A 15,898-nucleotide genomic window follows, 5' to 3' on the forward strand; every position below is an offset into this window, starting at 1 on the left:
TTGACTCGTGTCTCACGCTCGTTCATGACTCTCCAAATCCGCGATGATCGCTGCTTCGATCTCTTCGGCCACGTCCGCGATCCGCCCGCCCTCGAAGAAGGCCCGCGCCGGGACGTCCACGCCGAACTCCGCGCGCAGCCGGGCCGCGAGCTGGGCGGCGAGCAGCGAATGCCCGCCGAGTTCGAGGAATTCGTCCTGGACGCCGACGCGGTCGAGGCCGAGCGATTCCCCGTACAGTTCAGCGAGCCGCAGTTCGGTTTCGGTTTCCGGTGCCGCGTAAGGGGTGTCGAGATCCGGGCGGGGATGGGCGGCCGCGGCCGGCGCGGCGATGCCGAGGTCCAGCGCGCCGTCCGGGCGGATTTCCGCGCCCTCGCGCAGAATCAGCACCTGCCGCTCCGTGCCGCCGAGCACCGCCGCGAACGCCGCCACGCCCTGTTCCGGCGTCAGCGCGCCCGCCAATGCCGCCTTTTGCACGGCTTCGAGGTCTGCCGGGACTTCGGCGGTCGCGGCCATTCCGACCCGCGCCCACATGTCCCAGTTGACGGCGATCGTGCGCCGGACCGTGGCCGCGGCCGCGACCCCGTCCAGGTAGGCGTTCGCCGCCGCATAGTCGGCTTGCCCGTAGGTGGGCAGCACGGCCGCGGTCGAGGAGCACAGCAGCAGGAAATCCGCTTCGTCGTCGGCGAGTTCGGCCAGCAGGTTGCGCGTCCCGGCGACCTTCGGTGCGAGCACCGCACGCACGTCCTCGTCGGTGCGCAGCGACACCGATCCGCCGCCCGGCACCCCGGCGGCGTGCACCACACCGTCGATCCGGCCGAACCGCGAACGGGCCGTGGAAAGCGCGTGCCGGACCTGGCTCGCGTCGGCCACATCGGCCGACAGGACAAGGACTTCCGCACCGTCGGCCCGCAGCCGGTCGAGCCAGGCTTCGTCGGCGACGGCCTGTCGTCCCAGCAGCACCAAGCGGGCTTGGCTGGTGCTGGCCAGGTATTCCGCGACGGAGCGGCCGATCCCGCCGAGACCGCCGGTGACGACGTAGGTTCCGCGCGGCTTCAATACCGTTGGCGCGCCAACCTGATCCGGCAGCGGGACCGGAATCCGCACGAGCGTCCGTTCGCCGCGCAGGGCCACGAGGTTCGACGGCGGCGACAGCACGGTCCGGACCACCTGCTCGGCCGGGATCTCGGCGGCGACGTCGATCTGCGTGCACCGGAGGTTCGGGAACTCCTCGGGCAGGACCAGCACGGGGCCGCTCATCGCGGTCGCCGCCGGGTCGATCCGGTCGCCGGTTTCGACCGCGTGGCCGCCCGCGGTCAGCACGCCCAGCGCGACGCCGGTCACCAACGCTTCTTCGGCCATCGCGCGGGCGAGCCGGATCAGGCTGAGCGGACCGAAATCGCCGTCGGCGGCGGCTTTCCCGCCGAGCGTCCAGCCGTGCACCATCGCGGTCGGGGTGCGGACCATCCCGCGCAGTTCGCGCAGCAGCGCCGCGTAGTCCTCGCCGCGGGCCGGGTCGATTTCGTAGACCCCGCGACGGACCCGGCGGAATCCGTCGCCGGGCAGCACGGAGGTGACGATCTGGCCGCGTGCGGTCAGGTAGTCGGCGACCGGCTGGGTGCTGCCGTCCGGATCGGCGAAAATCAGCCAGGTGTGGCGGCGTTCGGCGAGCGGATCGGTGTCCGGGACGGCGGTTTCCCGCCAGCTGAGCTTCGCGTGCACCGGCCCGGAGGGGCTGACCGGGAGCGGGGCGGTGCGTTCGATCCAGTGGCGGCGGTGCTCGTACGGGTAGCCGGGCAGGCTCACGCGGCGGCCGCCGGGCTCGGCGAACCGCGTCCAGTCCACCGGCACGCCTTCGGTCCACAGCCCGGCGACCGACAGCAGCGCGGAAACCTCCTCGCCGGCCTGCCCTCGGCTGGGCAGCGGCACCGGCGCAAAGCGGATCCCGCTGCGCCCGGACTTGGCCAGGTCGGTCAGCACGCTGCCGGGGCCTGCCTCGACGGCGACGACGCGTCCGTCCATTTCGGACAGTGTGGTGAGCGCGGCGTGGAAGCGAACCGGGGCGCGGAGCTGGCCGAGCCAGTACTCGCGGGTGGCAGCTTCGTCGGTGATCCAGGCACCGGTGACTGTGGACACGAACTGTACCGTCGGCGTTTTCGGTGTCACTGCGGCCAATGCGGCGGAGAAAGCTTCCTCGGCCGTCGCGCACAACCGGCTGTGGAACGCGCGGTCGGCGGACAGCCGCACTGCCCGTTTGCCCGCTTCGGCCAGTTCCGCCGCGACCGCCTCGATCCCCTCCCGCGGACCGGACAGCACGCAGGACTCAGGGCCGTTCACCGCGGCGAGATCCACTCCGTACCGGTCGGCGAGCACCGTGGCCTGGTCTTCGGCGAGCGGCACCGCGAGCATCGCCCCGGCCGGGACCTCGTCCAAAGCCCGGCCCCTGGCGACGACCAGCTTCAGGGCTTCGGCGAGGGTGAACACTCCGGCCGCGCAGGCAGCGGCGTACTCCCCCACGCTGTGACCGAGAACGGCGGCCGGGCGGACGCCGCGGTGCTGGAAAAGCTTGGTGAGCGCGTAACTCACGCAGAACACGACGGGCTGGGTGATTTCCGTGCGCTGCAGCTCCGCGGAGTCCCGGCGCAACAGGTCGATCAGGTCGAGGTCGCTGTGACGGGCCAGCAGCTGCGCGCATTCGTCCAGTGCCTCGGCGAACACCGGCTCGGCGGCGTAGAGCCCCTGCGCCATCCCGGCGAATTGCGCGCCCTGGCCCGGGAACACGAACGCGACCGAGGGCTCGTCGGAGCCAGCCTGTCCGGACACCGACACCCGGCGACCGCCCGAACGCAACGCCGCGATCGCCGAAGCGGTGTCGTCCGCGACCACGACGCGCCGGTGCGGCAGCTGCCGCCGTCCGGTCTGCAGGGTGCTGGCGACATCGGCCAGCTCGGCGGGCTGCTCGGCCAGGTGGTCGGCCAGTTTGCTCGCCGCGGCCGACAGCGCGGTGCCGGTCGCCGCCGAAATCGGCAGCAGCCGCGGCTTCCGGGACGGCTCGGGGCGCGCCGGAAGTTCCGGGGCCTGTTCCAGCACGACGTGGGCGTTGGTCCCGCCGATGCCGAAGGCGCTGACCGCCGCGCGGCGCGGGCCGCCGTCCACCGGCCAGTCGACGAGCCGGTCCGGCACGAAGAACGGGCTGCCGTCCAAACCGAGGTCCGGGTTGGTCTTGCCGGCGTGCAGGCTCGCCGGGATCCGGCCCGCCCGCAGTGTCAGCACGCTCTTGATCAGGCCGGTGACCCCGGCCGCGGTGTCCAGGTGGCCGATGTTCGACTTCACCGAGCCGAGCCCGCACCACGCCGGGCCTTCGGCCGCCCGCTCGCCGTAGACCTCGCTCAGCGCCGCGACCTCGATGGAGTCGCCGATCGCGGTGCCGGTGCCGTGCGCCTCGACGTAGCCGATCGAGCGCGGATCGGCGCCCGCCAGGTCGAGCGCTTCCCGCAGTGCCGCGGCCTGCCCGGTGACGCCCGGCGCGGTGTACCCGGCCTTCGCGGCGCCGTCGTTCGTCACCGCCGAGCCGAGGATGACCGCGTGCACCTGGTCCCCGTCGGCGATCGCGTCGGACAGCCGCTTGAGCACCACGACCGCCGCGCCGTTGCCGAACACGGTGCCGTTCGCTTCCGCGCCGAACGGCCGGCAGCGTCCGTCGGGCGATTCGATGCCGCCCTCGGTGGGCAGGTACCCCGCCCGGTCGGGCACGGTGACCGTGACGCCGCCGGCCAGCGCGACGTCGCATTCCTGGCTGAGCAGGCTGGACGCGGCGAGGTGGACCGCGACCAGCGACGAGGAGCACGCGGTCTGCACGGTGACCGCCGGACCGCGCAGGTCGAGCTTGTACGCCACCCGCGCGGCCAGCTGGTCGGGCTGGTTTCCCTGGAACAGCAACGGAATCCCGAGCTTCGCGGGCAGATCGGCGCGCGGCAGCAGATGGTGGATCAGGTAGGTGCTGAGCATCGAACCGCCGTAGACGGCGACGGTGCCGTCCGTGCGGTCCGGATCGCAGCCGGCGTCCTCCAGCGCGGCCAGCGCGACCTCCAGGAAGATCCGCTGCTGCGGGTCGATGATGTCGGCTTCCAGCGCGCCGTAGCCGAACAGCGTCGAGTCGAAACCGGCGATGTCGTCCAGCACGCCCTTCGCCGGGACGTAGCGCGGGTCCGCCGCGAGGGCGGCCGGGATCCCGGCATCGGCGAGTTCGGCCTCGGTGAACCGTTGCACCGCGTCGGCGCCGTCCTCCAGCAGCCGCCACAGCCCGGACACCGAGTCCGCGCCGGGGAACCGGCCCGCCATGCCCACGACGGCGATCCGTCCGGCGGTGTCGTCGGTGTCGGTGGTGTCCGGGAGTCCGGGGTTCTGGTGCTGTTCCGTCATGGTTCTCTCCGTCTCAGGCGGCCGCGAAGTAGCGCTGGAACTTCGGCATCAGATACTCGAGCGCGGCGACCTCGACCGGGGTCAGCTCCGGGTGCCACACGTCCCACAGCAGGACCGCCCGCTGTTCGGAGCCCTGGTTGCGGGCTTCGTGGATGAAGCTGTCGTCGAACAGCACGCACCGGCCCTCCTGCCAGGTCCGCTCGTCCTCGGCGACGGTGATCGAGCAGCCGGGCGGGATCCGCAGCGCGAGGTGGCAGGTGAGCAGCAGGTTCACCCCGCCGGTGTGCGGGGTGATGTGCACGCCGGGGTTGAGCACGGTGAACATGCCGTCGCGCGGGCCGTGCGGGGTGGCGCGGAGCGCTTCGACGGTCGCCGGGCAGCGGCGCAGGGCCTCTTCGCGCCATTCGCCGTTGCGGTAAAGCTGGTAATTGTTCCAGCCCTGCCAGCCCAGTTCCTTCGTGTAGAGGTCCTCGTACGGCGCGAACTGCGCTTGTTCCTCGCGCAAGGCAAGGAATTCCGCCTTGATGTCCGGGTACGCCCGCTCCACTTCGGACACCCACGCCAGCTGCGCGGTGTCGTGCCACGGCAGCGCGCTGATGCCGGGGAAGAACAGCCGGGTCGGCTCCTGCTCGTCGTGCAGGTACTGCGGGGCCCGGCGGCCGGCGATGATCTCCAGGCATTCCTGGACGCGCTCGAGGCCGTCCGCGCCGACCCGGCCGGTCACCTCTGCCATGGTTTCTTCGACGTTCACAGCGATCCTTTCCTCGTTGTACGGCGGTCTGCCCGCGTGCGGGCTCTCGTGCGCAAAGCCGCCCGGCGCCGGTCGCCGCGGGCCGCGTGCCGCGGGGTCCGGCCCGCGTCCGCCAGCCAGGCGGCGAATCCGGCCACCGTCGGATGGGCGAACACGTCCACGAGCCGGATTTCCGTGCCCAGCCGGGCACTGAGTTCGAGCTGCAGCTTCGCCGCGAGCAGCGACTGGCCGCCCGCTTCGAAGAAGTTGGTGTGGCGGTGGATTTCCGTCCGGCCCAGCACCGTGCACCAGGCCTCGGCGACGGTGCGTTCTGCGCCGCGCAGCGGGGTCTTGTCCGGTGCTGGCCCGCTGGTGCGCACCGGCAGCCGGGCCAGGTCTCGTTTGCCGGTGCGGGTGCGGGGAAGGTCGTCCAGCAGGACCACTTCGTCCGGCGTCGCAGCGGCGGGCAACCGGTCGGCCAGGTGCGCGCGCAGCTCGCCGGGTGTCGCCCCGCTGGCCACCGCGTACGCGAGCAGCGCGCCGTCGTGCACGATCGCGGCCGCTTCGCGAACCTGCGGATGCGCGGCCAGTACGGCTTCGACGCCTTCGAGTTCGACCCGGTTGCCGCGCAGCTTGACCTGCCGCCCCAGGCGTCCGACGAAGATCAGCTCGCCGTCAGCGCGGCGGCAGGCGAGATCGCCGGTGCGGTAAAGGAAACCGCCCAGCCGCCACGGATCGGGCACGTAGGCGGCGAGCGTCTCCTCGGGACGCCGGTGGTAGCGACCGGCCAGCAACGGACTGCGCAGGTACAGCTCGCCGGGCACGCCGATCGGGCACGGCCGCCGCCACGGGTCCAGGATGAGCACCTCTCGGCCGGGGATCGCTTCGCCGATCGGCACTGTCGGCGCGAGGTTCTCGTTACGCAGCTCTCGGTGAGTGGCGAGGATGCATTCCGTCGGCCCGTACAGGTTGTGCAGCCTGCTCCGGCCGCCCCAATCCGCGACGAGCGCGGGCGGCAGGACTTCCCCGGCCAGCAGGACATGCTCCAGTGCGGGCAGCTCGGCGCCGTCGAGAACGTCCACCATGAGACGGAAGAACGCGGGCACGGTCTGCAGCTGGGTGATGCCTTCGGCGCGCAGCCAGTCCACCATGGCCACCGGGTCGCGGCGGCTGTCCGCGTCGGGAAGGCAGAGCGTCGCCCCGGCCCCGAGCGCGGCGAAGGCCTCGGTGTAGGCGGCGTCGTAGGTGAAAGACGCCCACTGCGCGATCCGGCTGTCCGGGCGGATCCCGAACTGATCGCGCTGCCAGGCCGCGAACTGGGTGAAAACCTGGTGCGACAGGACAATTCCCTTGGGCACGCCGGTGCTGCCCGAGGTGTACACGAGGCAGAGCGGAAACTCCGGACGCACGGTGCTTCGCGGTACCGGCGGGGCGGTTTCCGGGCACTCGGGCAGCTCGACCAGATCGATTCCGGGCACTTTAATGTCCATTGTGGACAGCAGCAGCGTCGCGTTGGCGTCGGCGAGGATTTCCTTGATCCGCAAGGCGGGATCGCCTGGGTCCAGTACCACGAAGGCCGCCCCGGTTTTGGCGACGCCGAGGATCGCGGCGGTTTGTGCGGGTCCGGCGGGCAGGGATACCGCGACGAACTCGCCGGGACCGCGCTGGAGCAGCTCGTTCGCGATGGCGTCGCTCCAGCGGTCGAGAGCCGCGTAGCTGAGCGTCCCTTGCGAATGCCGTACTGCGATCGCGTCCGGCGTGCGGCTTGCCTGCTGGTGGAACAGCTCGTGCACCGGCAGTTCCGGCAGATCCGTCTCCCCGGTGGGTTCTGTCTGCGGACCGAGATCGAGGTCGTCCAGCGGGAGGTCGGCGGCGGCGCGCAGCACGGTCGTCAGGTGGGCGAAGAACCGGTCGGCCATCCCCGCGCTGAAGCGGTCGGCCGCGTACTCCAGTTCGCCGGCCATCGAGCCGGGCCGGTCGGTGAGGGAGAGCGTCAGGTCGTACTTCGCGGCACCGGTGGCCAGCTGCCGGGTCTCGGCGGTCAGGCCGGGCAGGGCGAGGTCGCCGTCCGGGAGGTTCTGGAACACGAGCATCGCCTGCGCGACCGGCGGGCGGGCCGGGTCGCGGGGCAGCCCGAGCCGTTCGACCAGCCGGTCGAACGGGACGCCGGGCTGGTCCAGGTCCGCCGGAACGGTCCGCGCCACCCGGGTGACCAGCTGGTCGAAGGAGGGGCGGCCGGAGAGGTCGACGCGCACCGGCAGTGTCCCGGCGAAGCAGCCGAGCAGCTCGGCCGACCGGGGATCGGCCCGATTGGCCACCGGGACGCCGATGACGACGTCGTCGGTGCTGCCGTAGCGGCCGAGGACGGTCGCGAACGCGGCCAGGAGCACGGCGAACGGGGTGGTGCGCAGGCGGGTCGCGGTTTCGCGGACCAGCTCCGGCGGCACGGCGACCGGGAGGGTCGCGCCCTGCTGGACGGTCGAGGTGCTGTCCACTGGCAGCTGGAGCACTCCGGAGTGGCCGGAAAGACGTTCGGCCCAGTACTCCAGCGGAGCTTCGTCGGCGGTCCGCGCGGCGATTTCGGCGGCGTGGTCGAAGAAATTCCAGTCGAGGGGCGCGGGCGGTGCGGTGCCTGCGGTCCGTGCGGCGTAGAGGGCGGCGAGGTCGCGGGTGGCCACGCCGATGGACCAGCCGTCCAGGGCCAGGTGGTGCGCGACTACGACCAGTTCGGCTTCGGTGGGGCTGCGGCGGAGGAGGGTCGCGCGCAGCAGCGGGCCGGTGGCCAGGTCGAACGGCTTGGCTGCCTCCTTGTCGGCCGAGCCTTCCACGGCTCGGCGCTGAGCGGCGGCTGCGGTGTCGGGCATCGGTTCCCCGTCGACCGTGGTGCAGCGGACGGAAAGCGGGTCCTCCACCACCGGCAACCGGGCGGCGTCCCGGGCGAGCACCGGCTCCCCGTCAACCGACGCGCACCCGGCGGAAAGCGGATCGCCCACCACCGGCAACCGGGCGGCGTCGCGGACGAGCACCGACTCACCGTCAACCGACGCGCACCGGGCGGAAAGCAAGTCCACCACCCGCAACCGAGCAGCCGCGGCGGCGTCGCGGACGAGCATCGGCTCGCCGTCGACCGACGCGCACCGGGCGGAGAGCAGGTCGTGCCGGGCCACCAGGTCGTCGAACGCGGCGGTCAGCGCTGCCACGTCCAGCGGTCCGGAAAGGCGGATCGCGGCGGCCAGGTTGTACCGGGCCGACCCCGGGGCCAGCTGATCGGCCAGCCACACCTGCCGCTGCTGATCAGTGAGCGGCACCTGCGCCGGTTTTTCCTTGCGGGCCAGCGGAACCGGCCCCGCGGACGGCTCCGGCAGCGTCGCGGCCAGCGCGGCGACGGTCGGGCGGGCGTAGAACTCGGCGAGGGTCGGCGCGGTGCCGAATTCCGCGCGGATCCGGCCGAGCAGCCGGGTCGCGGCGAGGGAATTCCCGCCGGTGGCGAGGAAATCGTCGTCAGTGCCGATCTCGTCCGCGGGCGAACCCGTGACGTCGGTCCAGATCCGGACCAGCAGGTGTTCGGTGGCGCCGACCGGTGCGCGCCGGGAGGTTCCGGCCGCGATTCCGGCCGCTTCCGAAGCGAGCCGGGGGCGGTCGACTTTTCCGCTGGTGTTCAGCGGGAGCCTCGGCAGAGCGCGGAACACCGACGGGATCATCTGCGCGGGCAGCACACGGCCGAGCGCGGCGCGCAGGGCGGCCTCTTCCGGCTGCTGCCCGGTCACGAAGGCGACCAGCCGCGGCGCACGGGAGACGTCCAGCACGACGGCGGCCTCCCGGATCCCGGGCAGTCCGGCGAGCACGTGCTCGATCTCGCCCAGTTCGACGCGGTGGCCGTTGATCTTGACCTGGTCGTCGATCCGGCCGAGCACCCGGATCCGGCCGTCCGGCCGCACCCGCGCCCGGTCCCCGGTGCGGTACCGGATCCGGCCGGGCCGCGCCGGGTCGGCGACGAAGGCCCTCGAGGTGAGCCCGGGCCGCCCCCAGTACCCGGCCGACACTCCGGCCCCGCCGATCGTCAGTTCCCCGGTCCAGCCGTGCGGCACGGGACGGCCGGCCGGATCGACGACGGCGCAGGACGTGTTCGCCACCGGGCGGCCGACCGTCACCGGCTCTCCGGCGGCGATCCGGCCGACTGTGGACCAGATGGTCGTTTCCGTGGGCCCGTAAAGGTTCCAAACCTCTGCGGCGCGTCCAGTCAAGTCCTCGGCGAGGTCTTGCGGCAGCGCTTCGCCGCCAGTCCAGGCGCGCACGCCGGACCCGCGCCAATCCGCCGCGACGAGACCGCGCCACACCGACGGCGTCGCTTGCACGATCGTCGCGCCGCTGCTCCCGACGAGTGCCGCCAGCGCTTCGCCGTCCGCGGCCGTGCCCGACGGCGCGATCCACACCTGGGCACCAGCCACCAGCGGGCCGAACAGCTCCAGGACGGAGATGTCGAAGGACAGCGAGGTGATGGCGAGCAGGACGTCGTCCGGGCCGATTCCCGGGGTCTCCACCATGGTGTGCAGGAGGTTGGTCAGGTTGCCGTGGCGGACCGCGACGCCCTTGGGCTTGCCGGTCGAGCCGGAGGTGTAGATGAGGTAGGCCAGTTCGTCCGCTTTCGGACGGTGCCGGGGTTCGGAGCGCGGGCCTGGCGCGAGAAGGGTTTCGGGGTGCAGTACCCGCTCGGCGGTCAGGTCCGCCGAGGGGAGGTCGGTGACCAGCACCTTCGCACCGCTGTCTTCGAGAAGGTAGCGAGCGCGTTCAGTCGGGAGCGCGCCGTCGACCGGCACGAGCACGCCGCCGGACCGCCAGATCCCCAGCACGACCGGGAGCACGTTCACCGTGCGGTCCAGCCGGACCGCGACCCTGTCGCCGGGCCGGACTGCCAGCCGGTCCGCGACTAGGTCCGCGCGCTCGTCTAGGTCGGCATAGGTGAGCGTCGTGCGGTGCTGACGGACGGCTGGCCGGTGCGGATCGGAGGCGGCCCGCCGCCGGACTGCCGTGGAGACGTCCGGTGCGTCGCGGTAGTCCCGCTCCGGGAAGTCCACTTCGGACAGTGGAGTGGGGGTCAGCGGCAAGGCGCCGATCGGGAGCTCCGCCTCGTTCGCAGCCGCGCCCAGGAGTGCGCCGATCGCTTCGGTCAGGCTTTCCGCCAGCGCCTCGCTGAACAGCGAGGACCGGTATTCCAGGGTGACGTCGAGCCCGCCGTCCGGCCTCGGGCGGACGAGCAGCGACAGGTCGTACTTCGCGGAGCCGTTGTGCACCGGGAGCGCGGTCGAAGCGACGCCGGGCAAGCTCAGCTGCGCCGCCGGTCCACTGTGGAACACATACAGAAGCTGGAAAAGCGGGTTCGCCGGGCGCAGTTCGTCGACGAGCAGGTCGAGCGGAACGTCGCGGTGGGCGAGATCGGCCTTCAGCGAACGGCGGACCTCGTCCAGCAGCCCGGCGAACGGCCGCGCCCCGGACGTCGCGATCCGGAACGGGATCAGGTTCAGCAACGGGCCGACCACGCGGTTGAGCCCCGGACGGCCGCGAGTGGCGACCGGGATGCCGACCACCAGCTCGGCCAGCCCGGCGAACCGCTGCAGCACCGCGGAAAACCCGGCGAGGACGACCGAGGCGAGCGTCGCCCGTTCGGCGCGGGCCAGCGTGCTCAGGCGCGCGACCAGCTCCGGCGGGAGCACCGCGTGGCAGGCGCCGCCGTCGGTGTGTTTGAAGGTCCCTTGTGGACTGTCGGAGGGCAGTTCCGTCGTCGGCGCGGCTGCCAGCCGTTGCGTCCAGTAGCCGAGGTCGGCGCCGGGCTCGGTCGAAGTGCGTTGCCAGGACGCGTAATCGCCGAAGCCGATGCCGCCGGGGGTTTCTGCCGGGACGGCGCCGGTGTAGCGGGCGGCGAGGTCGTCCAGGAGCACCGCGAACCCGCCCGCGTCGATGACCAGGTGGTGCGCGATCAGGACGAGGACGTGGTCGTCGGGTCCCAGCCGCAGCAGGTGCGCCCTGGCCAGCGGGGCGCGGTCCAGAGAGAAGGGCACCGCGGCCAGTTCGGCGATCTTGTCCGGCAATGCGGCCGGGTTCTCGGTCAGGTCGATCAGGTCCAGCGGCAGGTCGGCGTGCTCGGCGAAGACCTGGTGTGGTTCGGCGGTTCCGTCCCAGCGGAGGGCCGCGCGGAACACCTCGTGCGCCGTGACGACACCTTGCAGCGCGGCACGCAAGGCGTCGACGTCCAGCGGCCCGGACAGCCGGAACGCGACGGCTTCGTTGTGCAGCGGTGCGCCGTCGGCGAGCTGGTCGGCACGCCAGATCGCGCGCTGGGCGAAGGAAAGCGGGGCGGACTCGCGGTCCGGGCGCTTCGGGATGCCGGTCCGGGGGCTCATCCGACCCGCTCCTGCCGAGTCGCGGCGACCGACTCCGCCAGCCCGGCGACGGTCGGGTCCGCCAGCAGGGCCCGCAACGGGACGTCGGCGCGGAACCGGGCCCGCACCTGGTCCAGCAGCCGCGCGATGGTGAGCGAATTCCCGCCCAGCACAGTGAAATCGTCCCGGCGGCCGAGTCCTCGCACGCCGAGCTGTTCCGCCGCCAGCTCCGCGATCTCGCATTCCAGCGGCCCCGACGGCGGCTCTCCCCCGCTCGGCCGCACCGCCCGGGAAGGCAACCCGCGGCGGTCCACCTTCCCGCTCAGCGTCCGCGGAATCTCCTCCACCGCAACGAATTCGGCCGGGACCAGCCATGGCGGAAGCAGTTCGCCGGTGTGGCGGGCCAGCTCAGCGTCCTCGACGCCGGGAGCGAGCACGTAAGCGCGCAACTCCCCTTCGACGGCGAGCACACAAGCGTCCCGAACTCCAGGATGCCGCCGCAGCACCGCTTCGATCTGCCCCAGTTCGACCCGCACCCCGTGGACCTTCACCTGCTGGTCCCGGCGCCCGAGCACCTCGATCTCGCCGTCCTCGCGCACCCGCCCGAGGTCGCCGGTGCGGTACCGGCGTCCGTCGGGGTCGAATCCGCCCTGGTCCGCGCCGAGGTAGCCGAGCAGCCGGAACGGGACCTCCAGCTCGATCTCGCCGACGTCCCCGGGCCGGGACCCGAGCACCCGCACCGAACAACCCGGCAGCGGACGCCCGGCCGGCACCACCTCGGCCGCGGCGTCCGCGATGCCGAGCCTGCGGTACAGCTTGGTCATGGTGGTCTCGGACGGGCCGTAGAGATTCACCAGGTCCTTGCCGTCGAAGCGGGAGAACCACCACTCGACGTCCGAGGCGTGCACCCGCTCCCCCGCCAGCAGAACGGACCGCAGCGCGGGCCAGCCGGCCGGTGCGTCCCGCAGCGTGCGGAACACCGTCGGGACGCAGTGCAGCAGCGTGATCCGGGATTCGGTCAGCCACCGCGCGAGCCCGGCTCCGATCCGGGCCTCCGGCGGCGCGACGCACACCGTTCCGCCAGCGCACAGCGGGACGAAGGCGTCGCGCAGGAAGGCGTCGAAACCGGGCGAGGTGAGCAGCGAGACGCGGCTGTCGGCGTCGACCGCGAACTCCTCGATCTCCCAGCTCACGAAGTGCTCGATCGCGGCGAGGCTGCCGCGCAGGCCCTTCGGACGGCCGGTGGAGCCGGAAGTGAAGTAAACGTAGCCGCGGTCCGGCACGGCGTGGTCGAGCCAGCGTTCCACGTCCGGCGGCGCGTCCGGCACCTCGTCGGTGCTCAGCACCCGCACCTCGGCGGGCAGCGTGACGTCAGCGAGCGCGGCCCGTCCGGCCTCGTCCGCGACCACCGTCGACGGGGCGAGAACGCCGATCAGATCCGTGATCCCGGCGCTCGGCAGCCTCGGATCGGCGGGAGCGAACGCCCGGCCCGCCGCCATGCAGCCGAGCATCGCGGCGACGACCTGCGCGGCGTCGGCGGCGAGCAGCAGCACGGGACCGGACCCGGTCCCGAGCGCCGCTTCGTACCCGGCCACGCGGTGGGCCAGTCCGGTGTAAGTGAACCCGCGTTCGCTGGTCTCGATCGCCGGTGCGCGGCCGTTCCGGGCGACGCCCGCCGCCCAGCGGCCGAGGATGGTCGTGGTCACAGTGTTCCCTCCTTGATCCGCCTGGCGGCGATGGCCAGCGGGTCGATGCTGGGCAGGTCGGCGGCCAAGCCCGCGGCGTCGATCGCCCTGGTCACCAAGTGGAATTCGGTGCAGCCGGCGACGAATCCGCGCACCCCGTGCCGGACCAGCGCGTCCCGCACGAACTCGATCGCCTCGCCGCGCCCGCCGCCGCGTTTGAGCCGGTAGATGTGCTGGTGGACCGCCAGTTGGTCCGCCTCGCCAGGCACCGCGACCCGGTCGGCGACCTCCGGCCAGCGCGGATGCCGGGTGAAGACCCCGGCGCTCGCGGTGCCGCTGGTGCACAGCAGCAGATACCGGTGCCGGGCCCGCGCCAGCTCGTCGATCACCAGGTCCACTAAGGACACACAGCGGCTCGCCAGTTCCGGCGGCAGGCGGTCGAGCACGTGATGCGCGGTGACGCAGGCGACGACGATCCGCTCGGCCCCGGCCGCGGCCAGCAGCCGGACCGACGCCTCCAGCCGGTCGGCCAGCCCGTGCTCGGTCCCGGATTCGATCGCCTCGGTCCGGTCGGGGACGGCCGGGTCCGAACAGAGCAGCACGCGCGGGGCGGTGCGTTCGTCGTCCGGCGGTTCGACGCCGTAGATCGTGCCGACCAGTTCGGCCGACGCCATCGGGCCCATTCCGCCGACCACGCCGAACAGCGGGGTCCGTTCCTTCGTCAGCGCAGGCATGGCAACTCGAACTCCTCCACGAACAGCGCGAAAGTGGCGGCGAACAACAGGAAATCGGTGTCCAGATGCGGGTGCACCCGATGCCCGCCCGCGCGCTGGCGACGGGCCAGCGCGGTGATCGCGGCCGGGTCGAAATACCCCTGCGCGGCGACCGTCGCGGGCGAGATCAGGTCCTCGAACCACTCCGCCCGCTCCCGGAGCAGGTCGGTGCTGGTCTGGCCGCGGAAGCCGAATTTGGTCCGGCTCAGCACCTCGTCCGGCACCAGCCCCGGCGCGACCCGGTGCAGCACCGCCTTCTCCCGCCCGCCCGCGACCATCAGCTCGGCGGGCATCGTCCGCGCGTGGTCCAGGACGCTGTTGGCCAGGAAGGGAAAACGGAGTTCGACGCCGTTGGCCATCGCCATCCGGTCGCCGTGGTCGCCGAGCAGGTGGTCGGCGAGCCGCAGTTTGAAGTCCGCATAGGACCGCTGGTGCAGCGGGTGCCGTCCGGCGAGCTTGGCCGGGTCGACCAGCCGCTGCCCGGTCACCGCGAATTCGTCCAGCGAGGCGGCGAGATCGGCGCTGTAGATCTCGCGGCGGGCCTCCAGCGCGGGCAGCTGCGCCTGTTCGTAGCGCCAATCGAGGCCCCACATCCGCTCGCTGATCTCGCGCTCCAGCCGGGCTTCGAGCGGATCCTGTTCCCCGCCGCCGAGCCCGGACGCGTCGAACCGGTAGCCGGGGTAGCCGCCGAACAGCTCGTCGGCCCCTTCCCCGCTCAGCACCGCGGTGACCCCGGCCGCCCGGACCTCGCGGGACAGCGCCAGCGAGCACACGTTGTAGGATTCGCGCACCGGGGTTTCGGCGTGCCGCACCATCTTCCGGAGCAGATCGGCGTAGTCGCCGTCGCGCATCGGCACCTCGTGGTGGTGCGTGCCGAGCTTCGCCGCGACCAGCCGCTGGTAGCCGCTCTCGTCGAACTCCTTGCCCGGGAACGAAACCGCGAAGCTCTTCAGCTGCCGCCGCGGATCGGCACCGGTGGCCAGCGCGCCTAGCAGGCTGGAATCCAGCCCGCCGGAGAGGTAAAGCCCGACCGGGACGTCAGCGGCGAGCCTGCTGCGGACCGCTTCGTCGAGCAGTTCGCGCACCTCGTCGGCGTGCCGGTCCACTTCGGACTCACTGGGTCCCGAGGCCGGGTCGTGTTCGGGATAATCGAGGTCCCAGTACTGCTGGGTCCGGATCCCGCTGGCGTCGGCGATGATCAGCTCGCCGGGCCGGACCGAGCGGATGCCCTCGAACATCGTCCGCGGGCTGACCAGTCCGGGCAGGGCGAGCGCCTGGTCGAGGCCGCGCAGGTCGACCGCGCGGTGCACCAGCGGATGTGCCAGCACTGCTTTGATTTCGGACGCGAAGATCAGCTGCCCGTCGACCACGGTGTAGAAGAGCGGCACGATCCCGCAGCGGTCGCGGGCCAGCAGCAGCCGCCGGGCCCGCGCGTCGTAGAGGGCGAAACCGAACTGGCCGTCCAGCTCCGCGACGAAGCCGGGCCCCTGTTCCCGGTACAGGTGGACCAGGACCTCGGTGTCGGATTCGGAGCGGAACCGGTGCCCATCGCGGATCAGGCGGGTCCGCAGCTGGCGATGGTTGAAGATCTCGCCGTTGCAGACCGAAACGACGCCGCCGTCCGGAGTCCGGTGCGGCTGGCCGCCGTGCTCGAGGTCCACCAGGGACAGCCGGCGGAAGCCGAAGGACACCGGACCGTCCGCGTAGCGGCCGAGGTCGTCGGGCCCGCGGTGCGCGAGCGCGGCGGTCATCCGCCCGACCGCGCCGCCGTCGGCCCGCCGCCCGTCGGCGAGGGCGAAGACGCCTGCAATGCCACACATTTCCCGTCGCTCCCATCCGGAGGTCCTGCGATGGGAACATCGTGTCGGGGAACGGTTATCGGCCAGTTTTCCCGCGTCCCGGCCGTGGGTCCGT

The 15,898-nt window shown here is 72.4% G+C and carries 6 protein-coding genes; all 6 read right to left on the reverse strand.

The genetic code is table 11. The features are described from left to right. Positions 1-12 precede the first annotated feature (12 nt). Genes ACZ7SW_RS16210 through asnB form a run of 6 tightly spaced genes read right to left on the reverse strand, consistent with a single transcriptional unit; the run spans position 13 to position 15,804 of the window. Positions 13-4,419 (reverse strand): type I polyketide synthase, encoded by a 4,407-nt coding sequence (locus tag ACZ7SW_RS16210; protein ID WP_470231183.1) that lies wholly within the window; start codon positions 4,417-4,419, stop codon positions 13-15. Positions 4,420-4,432: 13 nt separating this feature from the next. Then, positions 4,433-5,170 carry an aspartyl/asparaginyl beta-hydroxylase domain-containing protein gene (locus tag ACZ7SW_RS16215; protein WP_470231184.1) on the reverse strand — a complete coding sequence of 246 codons (738 nt, stop codon included), beginning with the start codon at positions 5,168-5,170 and terminating at the stop codon, positions 4,433-4,435. Beyond that, on the reverse strand, positions 5,167-11,547 hold the full coding sequence (locus ACZ7SW_RS16220; RefSeq protein WP_470231185.1) for an amino acid adenylation domain-containing protein: 6,381 nt from the start codon (positions 11,545-11,547) through the stop codon (positions 5,167-5,169). The genes ACZ7SW_RS16215 and ACZ7SW_RS16220 overlap by 4 nt, the downstream gene beginning before the upstream one ends. Continuing rightward, positions 11,544-13,232 carry a non-ribosomal peptide synthetase gene (locus tag ACZ7SW_RS16225; RefSeq protein ID WP_470231186.1) on the reverse strand — a complete coding sequence of 563 codons (1,689 nt, stop codon included), beginning with the start codon at positions 13,230-13,232 and terminating at the stop codon, positions 11,544-11,546. The genes ACZ7SW_RS16220 and ACZ7SW_RS16225 overlap by 4 nt, the downstream gene beginning before the upstream one ends. Then, complete coding sequence (locus tag ACZ7SW_RS16230) at positions 13,229-13,945, reverse strand: aspartate/glutamate racemase family protein (RefSeq protein WP_470231187.1); 717 nt, start codon at positions 13,943-13,945, stop codon at positions 13,229-13,231. The genes ACZ7SW_RS16225 and ACZ7SW_RS16230 overlap by 4 nt, the downstream gene beginning before the upstream one ends. Beyond that, positions 13,933-15,804, reverse strand: coding sequence for an asparagine synthase (glutamine-hydrolyzing) (gene asnB / locus ACZ7SW_RS16235; RefSeq protein ID WP_470231188.1), 1,872 nt, complete (start codon positions 15,802-15,804; stop codon positions 13,933-13,935). Before asnB ends, ACZ7SW_RS16230 begins: the two co-directional genes overlap by 13 nt. Positions 15,805-15,898: the final 94 nt, after the last annotated feature.

It is taken from the genome of Amycolatopsis sp. NPDC114484 (assembly GCF_055633755.1).

Bases quoted from the DNA above. Each gene is read 5' to 3' on its own strand.
- ACZ7SW_RS16210 (WP_470231183.1), bottom strand. From the start codon at position 4,419: ATGACGGAACAGCACCAGAACCCCGGACTCCCGGACACCACCGACACC.
- ACZ7SW_RS16220 (WP_470231185.1), bottom strand. From the start codon at position 11,547: ATGAGCCCCCGGACCGGCATCCCGAAGCGCCCGGACCGCGAGTCCGCC.
- ACZ7SW_RS16230 (WP_470231187.1), bottom strand. From the start codon at position 13,945: ATGCCTGCGCTGACGAAGGAACGGACCCCGCTGTTCGGCGTGGTCGGC.
- asnB (WP_470231188.1), bottom strand. From the start codon at position 15,804: ATGTGTGGCATTGCAGGCGTCTTCGCCCTCGCCGACGGGCGGCGGGCC.